At 44.2% G+C, this 16777-nt stretch carries 14 protein-coding genes; 13 read left to right on the forward strand and 1 reads right to left on the reverse strand.

The genetic code is table 11. The features are described 5' to 3' along the window. Window positions 1-261 precede the first annotated feature (261 nt). Window positions 262-480 carry a hypothetical protein gene (locus ACXX82_RS21615; protein WP_458563683.1) on the reverse strand — a complete coding sequence of 73 codons (219 nt, stop codon included), beginning with the start codon at window positions 478-480 and terminating at the stop codon, window positions 262-264. Window positions 481-604: 124 nt separating this feature from the next. Between ACXX82_RS21615 and ACXX82_RS21620 the strand changes: the two genes are divergently transcribed. The 13 genes from ACXX82_RS21620 (at window position 605) to ACXX82_RS21680 (ending at window position 16776) form a co-directional block, all read left to right on the forward strand. After that, window positions 605-4483, forward strand: coding sequence for a hypothetical protein (locus ACXX82_RS21620; RefSeq protein ID WP_458563684.1), 3879 nt, complete (start codon window positions 605-607; stop codon window positions 4481-4483). A 41-nt stretch (window positions 4484-4524) separates the two neighbouring features. Beyond that, window positions 4525-5601, forward strand: a complete 1077-nt coding sequence (locus ACXX82_RS21625; protein WP_458563685.1) for a hypothetical protein — start codon at window positions 4525-4527, stop codon at window positions 5599-5601. 757 nt (window positions 5602-6358) lie between these two features. Further along, window positions 6359-6901: a helix-turn-helix domain-containing protein gene (locus ACXX82_RS21630; protein ID WP_323507758.1), complete on the forward strand. Its 543-nt coding sequence runs from the start codon at window positions 6359-6361 to the stop codon at window positions 6899-6901. Between the two features lie 28 nt (window positions 6902-6929). Next, complete coding sequence (sctC, locus tag ACXX82_RS21635) at window positions 6930-8582, forward strand: type III secretion system outer membrane ring subunit SctC (protein ID WP_458563686.1); 1653 nt, start codon at window positions 6930-6932, stop codon at window positions 8580-8582. Further along, a complete protein-coding gene (gene sctW, locus ACXX82_RS21640) occupies window positions 8572-9693 on the forward strand; it encodes a type III secretion system gatekeeper subunit SctW (RefSeq protein ID WP_323518664.1) in 1122 nt (373 codons plus the stop codon). Before sctC ends, sctW begins: the two co-directional genes overlap by 11 nt. A 10-nt stretch (window positions 9694-9703) precedes the next feature. Further along, window positions 9704-11758: an EscV/YscV/HrcV family type III secretion system export apparatus protein gene (locus tag ACXX82_RS21645; protein WP_458563687.1), complete on the forward strand. Its 2055-nt coding sequence runs from the start codon at window positions 9704-9706 to the stop codon at window positions 11756-11758. A gap of 94 nt (window positions 11759-11852) precedes the next feature. Continuing rightward, window positions 11853-12260 carry an InvB/SpaK family type III secretion system chaperone gene (locus ACXX82_RS21650; protein ID WP_323507690.1) on the forward strand — a complete coding sequence of 136 codons (408 nt, stop codon included), beginning with the start codon at window positions 11853-11855 and terminating at the stop codon, window positions 12258-12260. Next, window positions 12257-13552 (forward strand): type III secretion system ATPase SctN, encoded by a 1296-nt coding sequence (sctN, locus tag ACXX82_RS21655; RefSeq protein WP_458563688.1) that lies wholly within the window; start codon window positions 12257-12259, stop codon window positions 13550-13552. The genes ACXX82_RS21650 and sctN overlap by 4 nt, the downstream gene beginning before the upstream one ends. Further along, entirely contained in the window at window positions 13536-13991 is a 456-nt protein-coding gene (locus ACXX82_RS21660; protein WP_458563689.1) for a SpaM family type III secretion system protein, read from the forward strand. Before sctN ends, ACXX82_RS21660 begins: the two co-directional genes overlap by 17 nt. Further along, window positions 13979-14956 (forward strand): SpaN/EivJ family type III secretion system needle length determinant, encoded by a 978-nt coding sequence (locus tag ACXX82_RS21665; protein WP_323507687.1) that lies wholly within the window; start codon window positions 13979-13981, stop codon window positions 14954-14956. The genes ACXX82_RS21660 and ACXX82_RS21665 overlap by 13 nt, the downstream gene beginning before the upstream one ends. Then, window positions 14953-15867, forward strand: coding sequence for a FliM/FliN family flagellar motor switch protein (locus ACXX82_RS21670; RefSeq protein ID WP_458563690.1), 915 nt, complete (start codon window positions 14953-14955; stop codon window positions 15865-15867). Before ACXX82_RS21665 ends, ACXX82_RS21670 begins: the two co-directional genes overlap by 4 nt. Next, window positions 15857-16519, forward strand: a complete 663-nt coding sequence (locus ACXX82_RS21675) for an EscR/YscR/HrcR family type III secretion system export apparatus protein (RefSeq protein WP_323507685.1) — start codon at window positions 15857-15859, stop codon at window positions 16517-16519. The genes ACXX82_RS21670 and ACXX82_RS21675 overlap by 11 nt, the downstream gene beginning before the upstream one ends. Window positions 16520-16521: 2 nt before the next feature. Continuing rightward, window positions 16522-16776: an EscS/YscS/HrcS family type III secretion system export apparatus protein gene (locus ACXX82_RS21680; protein ID WP_323507684.1), complete on the forward strand. Its 255-nt coding sequence runs from the start codon at window positions 16522-16524 to the stop codon at window positions 16774-16776. Window position 16777: the final 1 nt, after the last annotated feature.

Genomic DNA, 16777 nt, shown 5'->3' on the forward strand with positions numbered 1-16777 from the left:
GAAATCCACGACAAATAATAGGTGCGTCTTGCGCTATTTTCCTATTTCTCTACAAATGAGACTTTAGTTCTTGTCCTAGCGACGGATCAAAGTGGTAATGATATTTTTGAGAGTCTAGCTTGAATCAGCAATGAAGTAATCCTGCGCATATAGTGCTGTCGTCTGGGTTCGGAGGAACGTTAATATGCTTTGTTGGCTCGCGCAAGACGAGACCAATAATACCGGGTGGTTGTAAGTGACGTTTATTCTTTGAATCGGTGATTAATTCTTCTTGTGCCTGAGCGAACAAGTATGCCATTTGTCATCGGCAGCATCGAAGTTATTCATTTTTTTATTAAATTCATTAAGGATGCTCATGGTGCATACCAGCTTTACCCCATCAACCTCCGCCACCTCTGCGAGTTTCGCGGTCCGCGGATCGGAGCCATCTTCAAAATCCCAATCGACATTTATCAACGCCGTCACAAACTGTAGCGGCATTGAAGTGCCACTTCGCAACGGGAAGTCATCTCTTAACGCCAAGTTCCCGCGGGCAACGCGCCGACAACGGGTTCACAGGGAGCTAGAGAATAAAATAATAAACGACAAAAAAGAACAGACAGACATGAAGAAACTTCGAGAGGGCTTCGAGTACGTGCAATTTGGCACGAACCCTAGCGCAGTTTCCTGTTGTGATTCAGGCTCTGAAGGAGCGCCCATAAAAACGGGATTAGCGCTAGCAGCTATGCTAATAACTAATGCCTGTAAGCCAGAACAATTATTTTCAGCGTATTGTCATGAGACAGGAACACGTTTTACGGCGTTGCCAGATACCAAGGAGGGCATGCCTCTACCTGGCCCTGAAACATGTCCGAGCAATAGTACGACTCAGGCAACGCCATCAAACATTCCCACATTAAGCGACATCGGCAACAGCATTTTATCATTTGGGCAGTCCGTCTATAACAACCTACCGGCTTGGCCGAAAGACCCGATGCTTTTCCAGGGGGTCGAAGGTAGTATTTATGACGATCTTAATAATCCCTATTGGAATCAGGGAGAAGAAAAGAAAAAAATAGAGCCTGTTCCCACGACAACAAGTGTACCAAGTGTAGCACCTAAGTTAGACGTTGCCGCTTCCTCCAACTACCTCAGCATCGACTCGTTTGATACTTCTCTTAACGGGATTCACACTTGGTCTTCCATAGACAAAGGAGTAATCCTAAATGGCATCAACGCATACCAGCGTTGGCCAACAAATGTTGCCCAGGACGACCGTTTAAAGGGCATTGCACTTGAGCGTTCAAACGATCCTATATTTCGTGTGGATCAATTACTGAGTGCGTTCACGCCTGTGGTTTCCCGGATGATTGGAGGTCAGCCATCGGTTGATCAGTACGAGTATGCGATGTTGAAATACGCAGTGCATTCCAAGTTGCCGCCAGTTGACAAAGGCGTTGCTTATGATAGCCCACCAGCACATCCACAGCCAACGACGCCACAATCGGTACTGAAAAACGACGTTGCGCAACTATTTTTCAATGCTTTAGGCCAAATATCAGAGCCATCTGGTGCGGAAGTCCTTGAGGTCTTCGTACGAAAAAATACAAGCGCTGCGTTAAGCCTCGACCCAACGCTCGATACATTAGCAGGATTTTCTGATCGCATCAAAGCGAGTGTTATTAACCGGCTAGATTTGCACCTTCCTTCATTGAAGGCCGCTGATCGTGCTAGATTAAATACGCTAGCAAAATGGTTTGTTGAGGCGTCTTTACATGCCATTGATCCTTTGTTCAACGCACAATTTAACATGAGACAACGTGATTTTCGTGATGCGCACTATCAGGGCCGTGATGGCGCGTTAATGAGTATTGGAGCAAGCTTCATTAATCAATTTTCAGTCAAAGCAGGTACGCTTCTTACGCCCTCTATTTTGCGTGAGGCAGGGTTGCATAGTTTGATTGATATTGCTCCTTCTGCGTGGCTACCCTCTACTGGTTCTACCTTGACACGTTTCGGTCAGTCAATAGAGAAAAGGATTTATGGTGAGCCTTCAGGTACTGCGACTGATCGTATGAAGTCGGGACTTGCCGCGTTAATTGCACCTGAAATACCCCGGATTCGTCTCTTGCAGGAAGTCAACATAAGCGAGGAAAGGTTCTTACGCAATATTAATGATCAGTTCAATGAAGATGGGGTTCACAAGCGACAATCCGAAGCTGCATTAGATTTACTAATATTTAGTAAATTTAAGTTATATAGTTTCGGTCTTAAGCAATTGCCGCAAATCGATCAAGATAATTTGGTTAGCGCAAGTAGGATTGGGCAACTAGAAGTATTTATGCCGAAAGTAGTTTTATACGATACGCAACATGCTGATATCACTTATAAGGCTGCACTTAAAGCCACTTCTGGTCTAATCGCACGAACTGGCCATACGGAAAGTGAATATTATTTATTTTCTGAAGGGCGCTGCTGGGGTTCTCCGGTTGTTTCTAAAGTGACGGAACAAATAAATCGCGCGGGCGGGGTCGCGCAGTTCGTGAAGCAAAATCATGCCAGCTTTACTAATGGTATTCAATTCCAGCCATCGAACCAAATCACATTCGAGGCTCCCTCCGTCTATATTTTTTCAACAAATATAGTTGAGATTGCCACCGTCGTGAGTGACTTGCAGAGTTTTCCTTCAGCAATACATAAGCGCTTTACCGATGCGTCGCCTTCGCAACCAATATCTTCAACGTGGACCGAAAAAATATTTCATTCTGATATTTATGCAATTGGAAAATTTATTGTTGGGCTAGTTCCCGATGGTAATTGCGTGATTGCGGTCCTGGATATGGCTGAAATGATCGTAGCTCCCGCAAAAACCGATGCAGGTATCGCCACACAAGGACTAGCAGTGGCAACAGATGCGCTATTTTGCTTTACCGGATTAATTAAAAAAAATCAAGCGCAGTACCTGATGCGTTATGTTCGCACTCCTTTTAATTATCGGTCCTCAGAAGAATTTGCTACACATAAGACAGCACAGCATATATCGGAACAGTCTCCTAAAATTGAACAGGCAAGAGGTATTACAAAAAAGGGTGCGGAATCAGTATTAAGTAACCCTCTCTCAACCAGGCATGAAGATTTACATTTTATGTCAGACATGTCCGAATTTTTTGATCCCGCTCCTGTAGAGTTGACCGTACCCCCCAATCTCATTTCACTGCTCGGAGATACGCTAACCTTTCCACACAATTTATCTCCTAGTGGACTTATACAAAAATTCGACGGTGGGCCGATATATTTGGTCATGGACGTTAGCCATTCTGGCAAAAAAGTGGGTTACCTATGGAACGAAGCGGAAAGACAATTGGAAAAGCAAACCGATCAATGGCTTCGGGGATATAGACATCTGATTGACGACGATCCGCAAATACTGAATTCCTTTACGCAGAATTTTCCTCTGCACTCATCCTCAGCGCGCGTCTCGGATATGTTGTACAACAACAAGCTCATCAAAGAAGTCAGGCAGATTAAATACCAAAGTTTCTTTGATCATTTGCCGGAGCAGTTGGATCTGGGTGTGCACAGCGTTGGAGATCGTGAATACATCAAAATTGAAGATGAATTTTATTTGGTTGAGAGGCAATTACTACCAACTAATGAGCGCTGTATTATTGGCGAGTCGATGCCGGAAGACCTGCGCCTTGATATGCAATATGACGGCGCCACTTGGCAGATATCGAATAATCATTTGATTACGCCTAAGCCCACGCTTCCGAGCGGTGTAACTTCTTATCAGGAGGCGTTACAACGAGGCTTCAATTTGCCTGAAGGATGGTCAGAGCCAATCATGTACGCTGATAATACTAATAGCGAGCAATTTATTTTTAGTTTTCAAGATAAAAGTGGGCGCACCAGAGATCGCCACGGCCCAGACCGAAAAAATGCATTTGAAGTGCTCTCCAACGACGAATTTGACGAAAAGCGATGCCGGTTGCGGCGTGCACTGCCCGATAGTCTCCAAGCAAGTTGTAGCACGGAGGGCCTAAACATTGTAGCATTACCGTCGGAGTCCGAGCGCACAACTGTAATAAGGCGACTGGTTGCATTGGATGTTGAAACACGTCCTTATTATGAGCGTTCGCTATTGCGGCTAGAAATTGTTCGCGATGCTGAAAAAATTCAAAGTGCATTCCCTGCGAATCCCCAACTGGCACGACATTTCAACGCCTTAATCACCCGTATGACCGATAACCCGGATTTAGATTTGTCCGAGACAATAAATAAAATGAAGTCTTTAGATTGGGGAGGTAATACTTTAACTGAGTATCAGTTGGACAGCGTTAAGATTTTTTGGGACAAAATGAAGTCGCAGTTAGCTGCAGAATCCTTTGACGATTTTGGAGGAGAGACCGAGGCGCTTAACGAGGTCTGTGATACGAGTCTGCAACTCTGCGAAAATCAGCACACTTATCGTCAACTCCTAAAAGTTTATGGCGAAAAAAAATAATATTAGACCACTTGGATAATAACTATCAAACCGATTACGTCATGCCACAGCAAAGCGTCACAACCCGCCTATGGAGAACAGTATTTGGTCCTGCTTTAACGTCGAGTTTTGCCAAGGTTGGCGGCTGGACATTCAAGACACATGCAAGAGGTATATCTGAAATAAGTAGTATGTATGGGCCATACTTTGCAGACGACATTAATACCGCCTACGTCAATAGTCATCGTCTTGCGGAACAGTTGGCTAACTGGTCGAAAGACTCTCCTCTGGAATTCTGGATGCACGCCTCTGCATTTTTTCACGTAAAACCTGAAGGGCTAACAGATGCTTATAAACAGAAAGTAGAACGAATACTGGTGAGATTTAAGAAAGTGACTAACCCCATCAGGACCGATAAAATTTGTGTTATATCGGCTTCGGTCAGTCCGGAGGGCATACAGTACCGATATAATCCGCAAGAACATGCGGATGGCGTTCCCCAGGAAGCTTCGTTATTTGCTAGCGTGATCACGGCATACACATATGAAGATGGCCCGAAGCGAGGTAAGCTTCACCTGACCACATCAGCATTTTTATCGCCAATCAATAGAGCCGGTCAGCTGCAGGAGACCTTGCAACATGAGTTATCACATTTAGCCATTCCGAATAGCGTCGAGGAAATTTACCTTAATGCTGACAGATCAAAATATGGTTACTACTCGGAAGATGGAATGCGGCGTAATGCCGACGCGATACTCAGTTCGCAGGCCGCATTCATACAATATGCGAAGGATATCTCAGAAGTGAAGCCTAGTTTTCTACAGCACTTCAGGACTGTGTTGCCGAACAGCTTAAAGCAGCATCTACCCGAAGGAATTGAAGGCGGTGAAATCAGTTCAGCGCGTTTTAAGGACTTTGTAAAAAAAGTATTCGAAGGGCCTGCTGATGAAAAAGTACGTGCATTTATGATGCCTGATATATTTATTGCATGGTGTCAGTACATGTCTAAAGTATTACCCATGAATATTGTTGAGCACGGAGAATTCAGACATAAGCGTGAGACGTCGCCCAACGACATGAATACCCAGATTCAAAGACTTTTGGCACGTGAGTTATTTTATAAAAATAGCAGCGAATAGCAATAATTATTCGCGGCGGTTCTTACTTGGCCTGCCAGTTATCCAACTTAATGTCGGTGATTATCAGGTCAAATGAAGTTTTTCAGTATGGCGATTTATATTGCCAAGCCTTACTTCAGTTAGTTCGTTTGCAATGGCACTGCTTGACGCCATCCACCCAATTCTCCGATGCAATGTAGGCTCTCCAGTATTGTTCGGCGGGCTAGTGTAATTTCAATATCGCATCCCGATATCGTATTTAAGAAATAGCGTGCACAACACGAAATCCTGTCTCAAATACCATTCTTCGTATTAAAAATACTCCTATCGCACATCGATGCATCTGATAAGTCGCTAATGCTTTTTTCACTCTCAGTGAAAAAATAATACGCCGAATGTGGCGCTACCTGAGTCACTAAATTCAGAGCAATGTCACGTCCTCATAGAAATTAATTTTCCCTAGCCAAGGTTTGCTGCCTCTCACCTAAATAGATACTTACGTCCGTATATAGCGTCCATTTTTTGTTAAGCCCCGCCTATTTTTTTGTTTTTGTCCTATAGAAATACGCAATGTTTAATCCCTGTCCCATTTGTTCTTTTAGCGGATGCAAATAGACTTCAGCTTGTGGAGAAGCCGTTTTTATAAAGAGTAAAAGCGACGTAGCAATAAACAAAAGAGATCACATAGCTTTCAAAGTTAAAAAACGATTCGTGTCGCATAGTGGCCTTTTGGTGCCTTTTGTAGAAACTGCTGAGGAGGAATACGTTGGTGCATGCCGTGAATCTAGAGTCTTTAAAAGTGCTAATTAAACTTCAAGTATTTATTGATAGTGGACTTGATGAGCGCACGCAATTAGAAATTCGGCCTACCGAAAATAACGTGGAATTGCTCCCAAAATTGCATGTAACCGGTGGTTGTATAAAGTCTTTGTTCTTGCGAATGGCAATTGACAAAACCCCGGAATATATACGTATTTCTGCAGCGTTACGCCGTACGGAGACTTATTCAATAGTGTCCTTTTTGCTACGGGAGGGAGGGGAAGGTGAAAAATTAAAAACACTGAGTGCTCGGTATGGCGTTTCGGCATGTCATTTTCGTCGACTATTTCGTTCAGGAACTGGTAGTAGCCCGAAGTCGGAACTTAAAGAGTGGCAGCTCGCAAAGGCTGTTTTGGCAGTGATTGCGGATCGTCAATCGATAACAGAGGCAGCTATAGCCCACGGATATGCTTCCTCTTCACATTTTTCGAATGAAGTAAGGAAGTCGGTAGGTCTTAGCCTGACACATCTTTTTGGTGTTACAACGAAAACAAAGGAATGATGTGAAAGTGTGGGAACTGAGTGTCGGCATGAAATGGCTGGTGATAGCTGCAAATATTGCGTTTAGTCAGCCCGCGTTCGGAGTGGATACCAGGGGTTTAAGTGATGGAGAAAAGTATCTCGCACGCCAGGATAACCTACGATCTTTTTTCGGCGTAGTTTCATCCTACATGGGTAAGTCAATCATTGTAAGTAAACTGGCGGCTAATAAACAAGTGTCCGGAGAATTCAATCTTGCTCAAGAAGATGTCGTCGGTGCCGTCAGTAAGCAGTTGGGTTTAGTCACATATGACGACGGAAATGTTATTTATATTTACGATGTTTCGGAGATCAAGAACAGAATAATCACATTACACAATATTAGTTTAAACGAACTCGCGAATTTTCTTAAAAAATCTGGATTGGCAGATTCGCGTTATCCATTGCGTAGCGATGGGGATAACATTTTTTACATCTCGGGCCCACCTATTTATATTGATTTGGTGACGCAAAGTGCCGAATTTATGGATGGCCGGATCGTTAATCGGGAGCGGCAACACATTGAAGTTATTAAGTTAAATAACACTTTTGTCACCGACCGCTCATATACGCGACGGGATGACAACATTATTATTCCAGGAATCGCTACAGTGGTAAATAATTTACTGGAAGGAGTGCAAAAAGAACTGACAACGGAAGTGCCGAAATCCATTAGCGGCACTCCGTTGAAGGATGCAAGAGTCGTAGACCTACCTCCGCCTCTTGATACCAATGCTCAGACTAATGCTGGAGTGAGTCGATCCTCAACAGCGACGCGTATTATTGCTTATCCTGAAACGAACAGCCTCTTGGTCAAGGGGACTCGCGATCAGATTCAGCTCGTTCGTCATTTAGTTGAAGCTTTAGACGAAAAAAAAAGACAAGTTGAACTCTCACTTTGGATTATCGACTTGCAGAAAGACGATCTGGATCAGCTTGGGGTGAACTGGCAAGGATCCTTTTCGCTTGGAGGTCAATTCGGTGCTGGTTTTAACAAGGGAACGTCCAGAACCTCGGTAGCCAGTTTAGAGGGATTGCAATTTATTGCATCAATCATGGCACTGGCTCGTGACAATAAAGCTCAAATCGTTTCTCGACCAGTATTGTTGACGCAAGAGAATACACCAGCGATGTTCGACAATAATCGTACATTTTATACGCCACTAATTTCCGAACGAGCAGTCGAATTACAGCACGTCACTTACGGCACGTTGATACACGTATTGCCACGATTTACAGCCGTAGACGATGTCGAGCTTTCGCTTAATATTGAAGATGGAAACGAAATTCCACCTAGTGAGGTAGCGCTAAACGGAGCATTGCCTACTGTCGGACGAACCAAAATTAGTACCGTAGCAAGAGTCCCAAAAGGGAAGAGTTTGCTTATTGGTGGCTACACTCGCGGTGAAAGCGGAAATCAAATTGAGAAGATTCCAATATTAGGTGATTTGCCTTTCATTGGTGGTGCCTTTCGGTACAGACAGTCGCATAACAAGAATACAGTGCGGGTATTTCTTATCACGCCTCGTGAGATTGATAGTGGCATTAATTTAGGCACAAAAAATATAGAACAAGAAATCGTATTGGATACCCTCATTAAAAGATTCGACAGGACGCCAGAAGTTGGTCGTGTAGAGCGAATGAATATTCACGATGGCGATTAATCCAACTTCAGGTACAGCTATCTCCACGCTATTTCAGGCGCAGACCCGACAGAAAGAATCGATAAAATCTGCCAGTGAAGGAATACCACAACAGCCAGAGTTTGAGAACGTGGATGAACAAACACCTGCAGCTCTTCAGCAAAAGCTGACGGACATGGCAGATGACATGGCTAGCGTCGCAGCGCAGTTTCGTAATCGCCGTGAATTGGAGCAGAAAGGAAATTTGTTGAGTGAAAGTTTCGAACGTGTTCTGGATGACGATGTAGTACCAAAAGCGAAAAAACTCATCGAAGTTCTATCGGTAAAGAATAGTGATATCGATATTCTGATGGAGCGAGCACGGGCTCTTTTTTTAGATGATAGCGATCTTTACCTAGTTCTGAAGGAGCTGTTAAAAAGAAAAGAATTATCACAGGTTCAGCGCACGCGGCTGGAAGCGTTGCTTGCGAAAATGGAAGAAAAAGCAGATTTAAAGATGCTAAAGGCTGGTATTAACTGTGCGTTAAAGGCGCGTTTGTTCGGCGCAAAGTTAGCGCTAAAAGCGTCCTTTTTAAGACAAACATATCGTCGATTTCTAGAAGGAAATAATCGTCCAGTGGGCGATTACGAGGAATGGATTGCCAGTTATGGCTACAAAGAGCGACACGCGGTACTCAATTTTATGGAGGAATCCTTGCGTATTGATATCCAATCTGAAAATCCAAGCTGTGATCTTCTTGAGTTCAGTAATTTAGGTGCGCATATGACAAAGCTCCGATTGCTGCGAACTGCGGATCAAGAGTTTGTGATCTCCCTATTGGTCAAAAAATTGGTAATGCCACATGAAGAGGAGGAGGCGGATTGGTTGTTATTGTTATGCCGCATTGTGAGGAACCAATCGCCAATGTCTGAACTGCTAACTCAAACGTTTGGTCCGTTATGTATCCTGCAAAGTAGTCGTGAACGCTCTATTTTACTCAACGCTGTGCGCAGTGCGTACAAGCAACTACCAGACGCGTTATTCGAAAATGACCGCGGACTTTCTGACGCCGTTGCCGCGTTCGATCATACGATTGATTTGACGTACACAGCAGAATTGCTGGAGCAGCGGCAAGTGCGACCGCAACTGTAGAGGCGGGGTGATGATCTCTACATTACTCGCCAATACAAAAGCGCATCCAGAGTTGATCATTGTCATGCTAATGGTGATGATCATTGCGATGTTGATAGTGCCGTTGCCAATGTTCTTGGTTGATTTTCTAATCGCTCTAAATATTGTCATTGCAATCCTGCTATTTATGGGGTCGTTTTACGTCGACAGAATTTTAAATTTCTCGACTTTTCCAACGATCCTACTCATCACTACACTTTTTAGATTGTCTTTGTCGATCAGCACTAGTCGGCTAATCCTCACAGAGGCCGATGCTGGCGACATTATCAGTACTTTTGGACAGTATGTAATCGGCGATAGTTTGATTGTTGGATTTGTTATCTTTTCAATTATCACCATTGTTCAGTTTATCGTTATTACAAAGGGTTCAGAAAGGGTTGCTGAAGTAGCTGCACGTTTTTCGTTGGATGGAATGCCCGGAAAGCAGATGAGCATCGATGGAGATTTAAAAGCTGGCGTGATTGATGGTGATGCAGCCAAAGAACGCCGTAGCGTATTAGAGCGGGAAAGTCAGCTATATGGCTCTTTTGATGGGGCGATGAAGTTCATTAAAGGCGATGCCATTGCCGGGATTATCATTGTCTTCGTTAATTTTATCGGTGGCATTGGGGTCGGCGTAACGCAGTACAACATGGACATGTCAACTGCGCTGCAGACTTACACCATGTTGACTATCGGTGACGGACTCGTTGCTCAGATTCCTGCCCTGTTAATTTCCATCAGCGCCGGGCTAATTGTTACGCGCATCAATGGCGACGACTCCAATCTGGGACATAATATCATGGGGCAGCTTTTGAACAAGCCGTTCGCGGTTGGTATTACCGCTGTTTTGGCAGTGGGGGTCGCTTTCCTACCTGGCTTCCCTGTTTTTGTGTTCCTTGGACTTGCGTTGACGCTGGGAGGATATCTTTATCTTGGATTTAGCCGAAAACGTAGCGCGCAGGAGATCGATAATGTCACCAAGCCAACACAGGATACTGAGACTGGAGATAGCGAGCAATCGGGTTTAATCGCCGACCTCGATAAGGTCATTACCGAAACGGTTACTTTCATTCTGCTAGTACCTGAGTCGCAAAAGAAAGAATTTGTTGACAATCAACTCGGCCAGCGGTTGCGCAGCCAATTCTTTATTGATTATGGCGTACGTCTGCCTGATTTTTTAATCCGCGGCTCAGAGCAAATGAAGGTTGATCATCTGGTATTACTAATTAATGAAATTCGTACTGAGCAGTTATGTATTCGCTTCGGAAAAATACGTCTGGTACACATGTCTGAGGAGATTACACGCCTGGGAATTGATGTTCAAATTGATCAAGATACAGCTCATCAGGACTGTCATTGGATTGATCCAAGCTGGAAATCAGAACTTCTCGGACTCGGATTTCAGATCCGTAGTGCACAAGATGAGTTATATCAATGTCTGGTGACAGTATTGGTCAAGCATGTTTCTGAATTTTTTGGGATTCAGGAAACAAAGAAAATGTTGGACCAGATGGAAAAAAATACTCCAGATCTTCTTAAGGAGGTATTGCGCAACGTCACTGTTCAAAAAATTGCGGAGGTGTTGCAACGACTTCTTTCAGAAAGAATTTCGATACGCAATTTTAAGCTTATTTTGGAGACTTTGGCGCAATGGGGTGGGCGTGAAAAAGATGTGATCGCCTTGGTTGAACATGTACGTGGCGCAATGGCGCGCTATATTTCACACAAATTTTCCGTCGCCAATCAGTTACGCGTGGTCATGCTATCGCCCGAAATTGAAGAGCAGGTCCGCAAAGGAATCCGACAAAATGCTAACGGCGCATTTCTCAACGTCGAACCATCTGTTACGGAGGAAATTATAGATAAATTTACGTTGCTATTCCAGGCGTTTCCAATTGCACAAAAAGATTTGGTGGTCCTTACAAGTGTCGATATCAGACGTTTCGTTAAGAAGCTATTAGAGGCGCGCTTTCGTGACCTGGATGTGATTTCGTTTGGGGAAGTCAGTAGTAATGTGGATGTCAACGTAGTCAAAGTTATCTAGATTTTGTTTGTAGTGTCTGGCAGAAATAGTCTGAAAAATTAACTTTAATTGCGCAATCCAAGGTTGGAGTTCGAAGTCTTTATAAAGAGAGAAAATGATTAAAAAAAATCTTGGCGAATTGGTAAGAAATGCCCTATTGCATAGCGGTTGCGAAGCAGGCCTCATCAAAGATCTTGATAATCATACGACAGTACAGATCCAGTTGGAAAATATGCCCTCAATGTTCGTTGGGACCATCGACGAGAGGACGGTGATCTGGAGCGACTTATGCGACTTTCATGAAAGTATCATCACTTACCATTCGGATAATTTATTGCGTGAAATTATGGGTGGTTTTATCTATAGCGAGAACGGGCAACTTGGGATTCGTGAAAGTAATGGTCAGTTGCAACTCTGCGCGTACATGGCAGATGCATATCTACATAGTCCTGGTGCAATGGCCGAGGCAATCAACGCTTTTTTTGAAAGTCAATCGCGCGTGATAGAAATCGTCAGACAATGACGCAACCACGCCTCCTGAATCACTACATTCATCCTCATTATCTATCCGGAACCATTATCGAAGCACGGTTAAATGGCGTCTCTGTCGGAGAGGTTTGCGACGTGCGCCGACATTGGCGAGAAAATGAAGTGCTGGCCCGCGCACTGGTTGTAGGTTTTCGTGGGGACATGGCAATTCTTAGTTTAATGGGTAATGCGAAAGGCCTATCCCGAGAATCTGTATTGATACCGACTGGAGGTGCATTGACCGTTCGATTACACGATGGTGTATTGGGTTCGGTACTTGATTCAAATGGAATATGTATAGCACGCTTGTCAGAACAAAAAGCATCGATACAAGCTGATCGGTGGTGTGCCTTAGATGCGGCGCCTCCTACGTTTGAGAAGCGCGTCTCGATTCGGCAAAAATTTCATAGCGGTATTCGTGTTGTAGATGCGCTTATGACATGCGGAGTCGGTCAGCGATTAGGAATTTTTGCATCGGCAGGTGCTGGAAAGACTAGCTTTGTAAATATGCTTATTGAGCATGCGACGGCTGAAATATTCGTCATCGGACTTATTGGGGAGCGCGGACGTGAAGTAACAGAATTTGTCGATGCCTTAAAACACTCTCCGCGGCGTAGCAGATGTGTGGTGGTGTACGCGACATCGGACGCATCATCAGTTGATCGTCGAAACGCGGCTCTATTAGCGACCACTGTTGCCGAATATTATCGTGACCGTGGATCGCAGGTCGTTTTATTGCAAGACTCCCTGACGCGCTATGCGCGTGCATTACGCGACGTGGCTTTAGCCGCGGGGGAGCCACCGGCACGTCGCGGTTATCCAGCGTCGGTATTTGAGGCTCTGCCACGGTTGCTAGAGAGGCCAGGCGTCACTACCGATGGCAGTATTACTGCGTTTTATACAATATTGCTTGAAAGCGAGGATGAAGCGGACCCGATTGCCGAAGAAATACGTTCCATTTTGGATGGACATATTTATCTGAGTCGAAAGCTCGCCTCTAAAAACCATTATCCAGCAGTCGATGTATTGCGTAGTTTGAGCCGTGTTGCATCGCAAGTATGTGACGCAACACAATTGCGTAGCGCCAGTTCTATTCGAGAAAAGCTAAGTCGTATCGAGGAATTACAGTTAATGCTGGACATGGGCGAGTATCGAGTCGGCGAAAATACTCAGAATGACCGTTTGATGGAGCAGAAGGATGCACTTTTTAGTTGGCTGCGTCAGATGCCTGACGAGCGCAGTAATGAAGTGGTGACGCTGGAGACGATGCATGCACTTGCTGAATAAATATGTGACTTTCAAACGTTACAGTGAACTACGCCAAAAGTCGGGTAAGCGCCATTTGTCGAGTCTACACAATCAGTGTTTGCAAATACAGATTGAATGCGAACAATTAACCGGGGCAATTGAACTACAACGCCAATTTGCAGAGAGTGGGCACCTTGTGGGAGAAATAATTGACCGACAGCGTCTTTTTTTATGGATGCGCAAAAATGCGATTGTTTTGCGAAAAGTCCAAGAACTGTGTCTGGAACTACATAAGTGCCAGACGAGGAAAATAGAATGTGAAGAAAAGTTTGAATCACAGCGTTTGCTGTGTAAGCGACTTGACCTTAAGCAAGAAAAATATACCGAGTTAGTTATGTTCGAGAAAAAAAAGCAATGCATAAAATCTATCAACTTTGAAGAATCTGAAATAGAGGCGAAACTTTCATGGACAAAATAAGTAACGTCAACTTATGTGTTGGTGCGAATCTGGATTCCTTCGATAGAGGGAGAAAAAAAATATTTCCGGAGTCCGAATGTGTCGATAAAAAAACACAACAGGAGCACGAAGAGATGCAGCAGTTATCGATGGCAGTGCAGCAATTAATGCCATTAGATGTGCGGTATAAGGAAGGCGCTACCAGTTCGGGTGTCTACATCCCCGACGATTTAAAGGATAAGCCTAAGTCAAGTAAGCGGGATGAAATTGCTAGTTTCAATAGCTTACATGGCGCAATATCGTCACGATCAAAAAATGGCTACCACGCAAGATTAAAGGCTGAGCAAGTTTCGATTCCATCTCTTCGGCTGGATCCACCTAATGACGGGCTTAATGTGGTTGATAGTGGGGAGATGGTCAAGACCAAAAACAAAGACTCAAACTCCTATGGACACGAAATACGATCGGGCAGTTCGCATCAAAGCGAAAAGATGCTACTCCCACTACCTTTACAAGAAAAATTCTCCGACATTTATCACCAATTCGACAAGAGCGTGACAAACCTTATTGATGAAAAGGAATTACAACCTTTGCCGCTTCTGGGAGAGAGCGATAAGTTAAACCAATTTTCTCCTCAATTGCAGGTTAAAGATAAAGCGTTTGGTAATTCTTTGCATAAGCCGTTTACCTCCGTCCAGTCGCAATCTGAGCCAACGACTATATTTGGTAAGGAAGCTGAACAATACAAAAATGGCGAACTTATTTATAGCTTTAAGGCTTGGGGCGATCAACATGCGGTGCGCATTGCGCTTCACCCAAGCCAAAACCATGCACAATTATTGTTGCGGCCATCCAGTAATCTGGTTGAGCAACGCCTGAATGACCAAGTTGCTAGTAGTTGCGAGAAGTGGATAGTGGAGCCGCATCAGGATGATCTACAAGATGGTGCTAAACATCGGTGGATCGAAGAGGAGGATGAGTTATGAGGCTTCCTTCGCTTCGTCGGATATCTCAGGCCAACGTCGACGCGCATAGAGCGGCGGCGCAATGGTCGCAATATGGTCTTGATCAGGAATTCTCGCTATTGACCAGGAGTGACATGCTTGTTTCCATTACCGCTTACGCGGAGCATGGCAATTGGAGTGGATATCTTGATCTTGCCGAGTGGCTCAGTAATACCGCACCGCAATTAGCGATGGTCGCTCGGCATAGTTATAACGCTCCCCAGCAGGTGATAAGTCTTTTTAATGCGAGTGATCATCCGCTCTCTTTAAAGCCGCCTGAACTCCATTACTCTCGCCTTCATGCAAGATTCAGCCCATCGCCGGATAGCGAGTGCCGTTATGTTTCAGTAATGTCCCTGCAATGCAGGGTTTGGTTGGATAAGTTCCCGATCAATTCGTCCTGTATTTGTGGGCCGCTGTCTCCATTTATACAAGAGCTTCCACTAAGACTAGAGTTTCTACTCGGAAGCAGTTATGTGAGTCGTCATCTTTTGATTCAAATGGCACGCGGTGATCTTTTATTGGTGAGTGACATTCGGTTTGCTTTGCTGAGTGGTGGTCAGGCGCTTGCTGGTTTTTCAATTAATGACCTAGGAGAAATTGCTTTGGAAGTACTCAAACAGCAAGAAAAAATAGAAACGCTCATTCCCTCCCAAGCGCTCGACGACATTTCTGTCCGCATTGATTTTATATTGCAACGCAATGTCTTAACACTCGCACAGCTCAGCGAGTTATATCGCGGTCAGTTTTTATTACTTGGTCCTACAAGCGAAAAGCAAATCGAAATTACTGCCAATGGCGTCACGCTTGCAAAAGGCGAACTGGTTGAGTTAAACGGACAACTCGGCGTTGAGATCGCAGAAATTTCATCCTTGGCAAAAAATGTCAAATGACATTTCACTTATTGGAACGTTGGCTTTTGCAACGCTCCTACCATTTTTGATTGCGGCTGGAACTTGTTATTTGAAATTTTCAATCGTGTTCATCATGGTCCGTAATTCGATGGGATTACAGCAAGTTCCTTCCAATCTTGTTCTTAATGCGGTCGCATTAATGATGGCAGTATTCGTTATGATGCCAGTAGCAGAATCGATTGTTGACCACCAGAGAGATAATCCGGTTAATTTTTCGAATCTTGAATCGGTAGAACTATTCCTAGACAATGGGTTGAATAGCTACCGCGGATATTTAGAAAAGTATAGCGACCCAGAATTGACGCAATTTTTTGAAAAAATTCAAGTTGCGCGATCGTTAGAAAAAGATGACCTCTACATGGCTGGTGAGGATAAAGCGTCGATTTTCTCGCTATTACCAGCGTACGCGCTAAGCGAGATAAAAGCCGCATTTAAAATTGCATTTTATTTATATTTGCCCTTCGTAGTAATTGATCTGGTCATTTCAAGCATCTTGCTGGCATTGGGGATGATGATGATGAGCCCAGTTGTGATTTCGGTCCCAATTAAATTGATCCTTTTTGTCGCGCTTGATGGCTGGTCCATTTTGAGTCAGGGATTAATCCTGCAATACATCGATCTGAGTACTTAACAATGAATGATATTGCCTATGCGGGTAACAAGAGTTTGTATCTGGTGCTGATGTTGGTACTGTGGCCAGTGACAGTTGCGACTGTTGTTGGTCTTTTAGTTGGATTGTTCCAAACGGTCACGCAATTACAGGAGCAGACTTTACCATTTGGCATAAAGTTGCTAGCGGTGAGTTTGTGCTTATTTTTATTATCTGGCTGGTATGGTGAAGTTCTACTCAACTTTAGTCAGGAAATGATGCGATTGGCAATAGGCTGAT

Source organism: Glaciimonas sp. GNP009 (assembly GCF_054343755.1).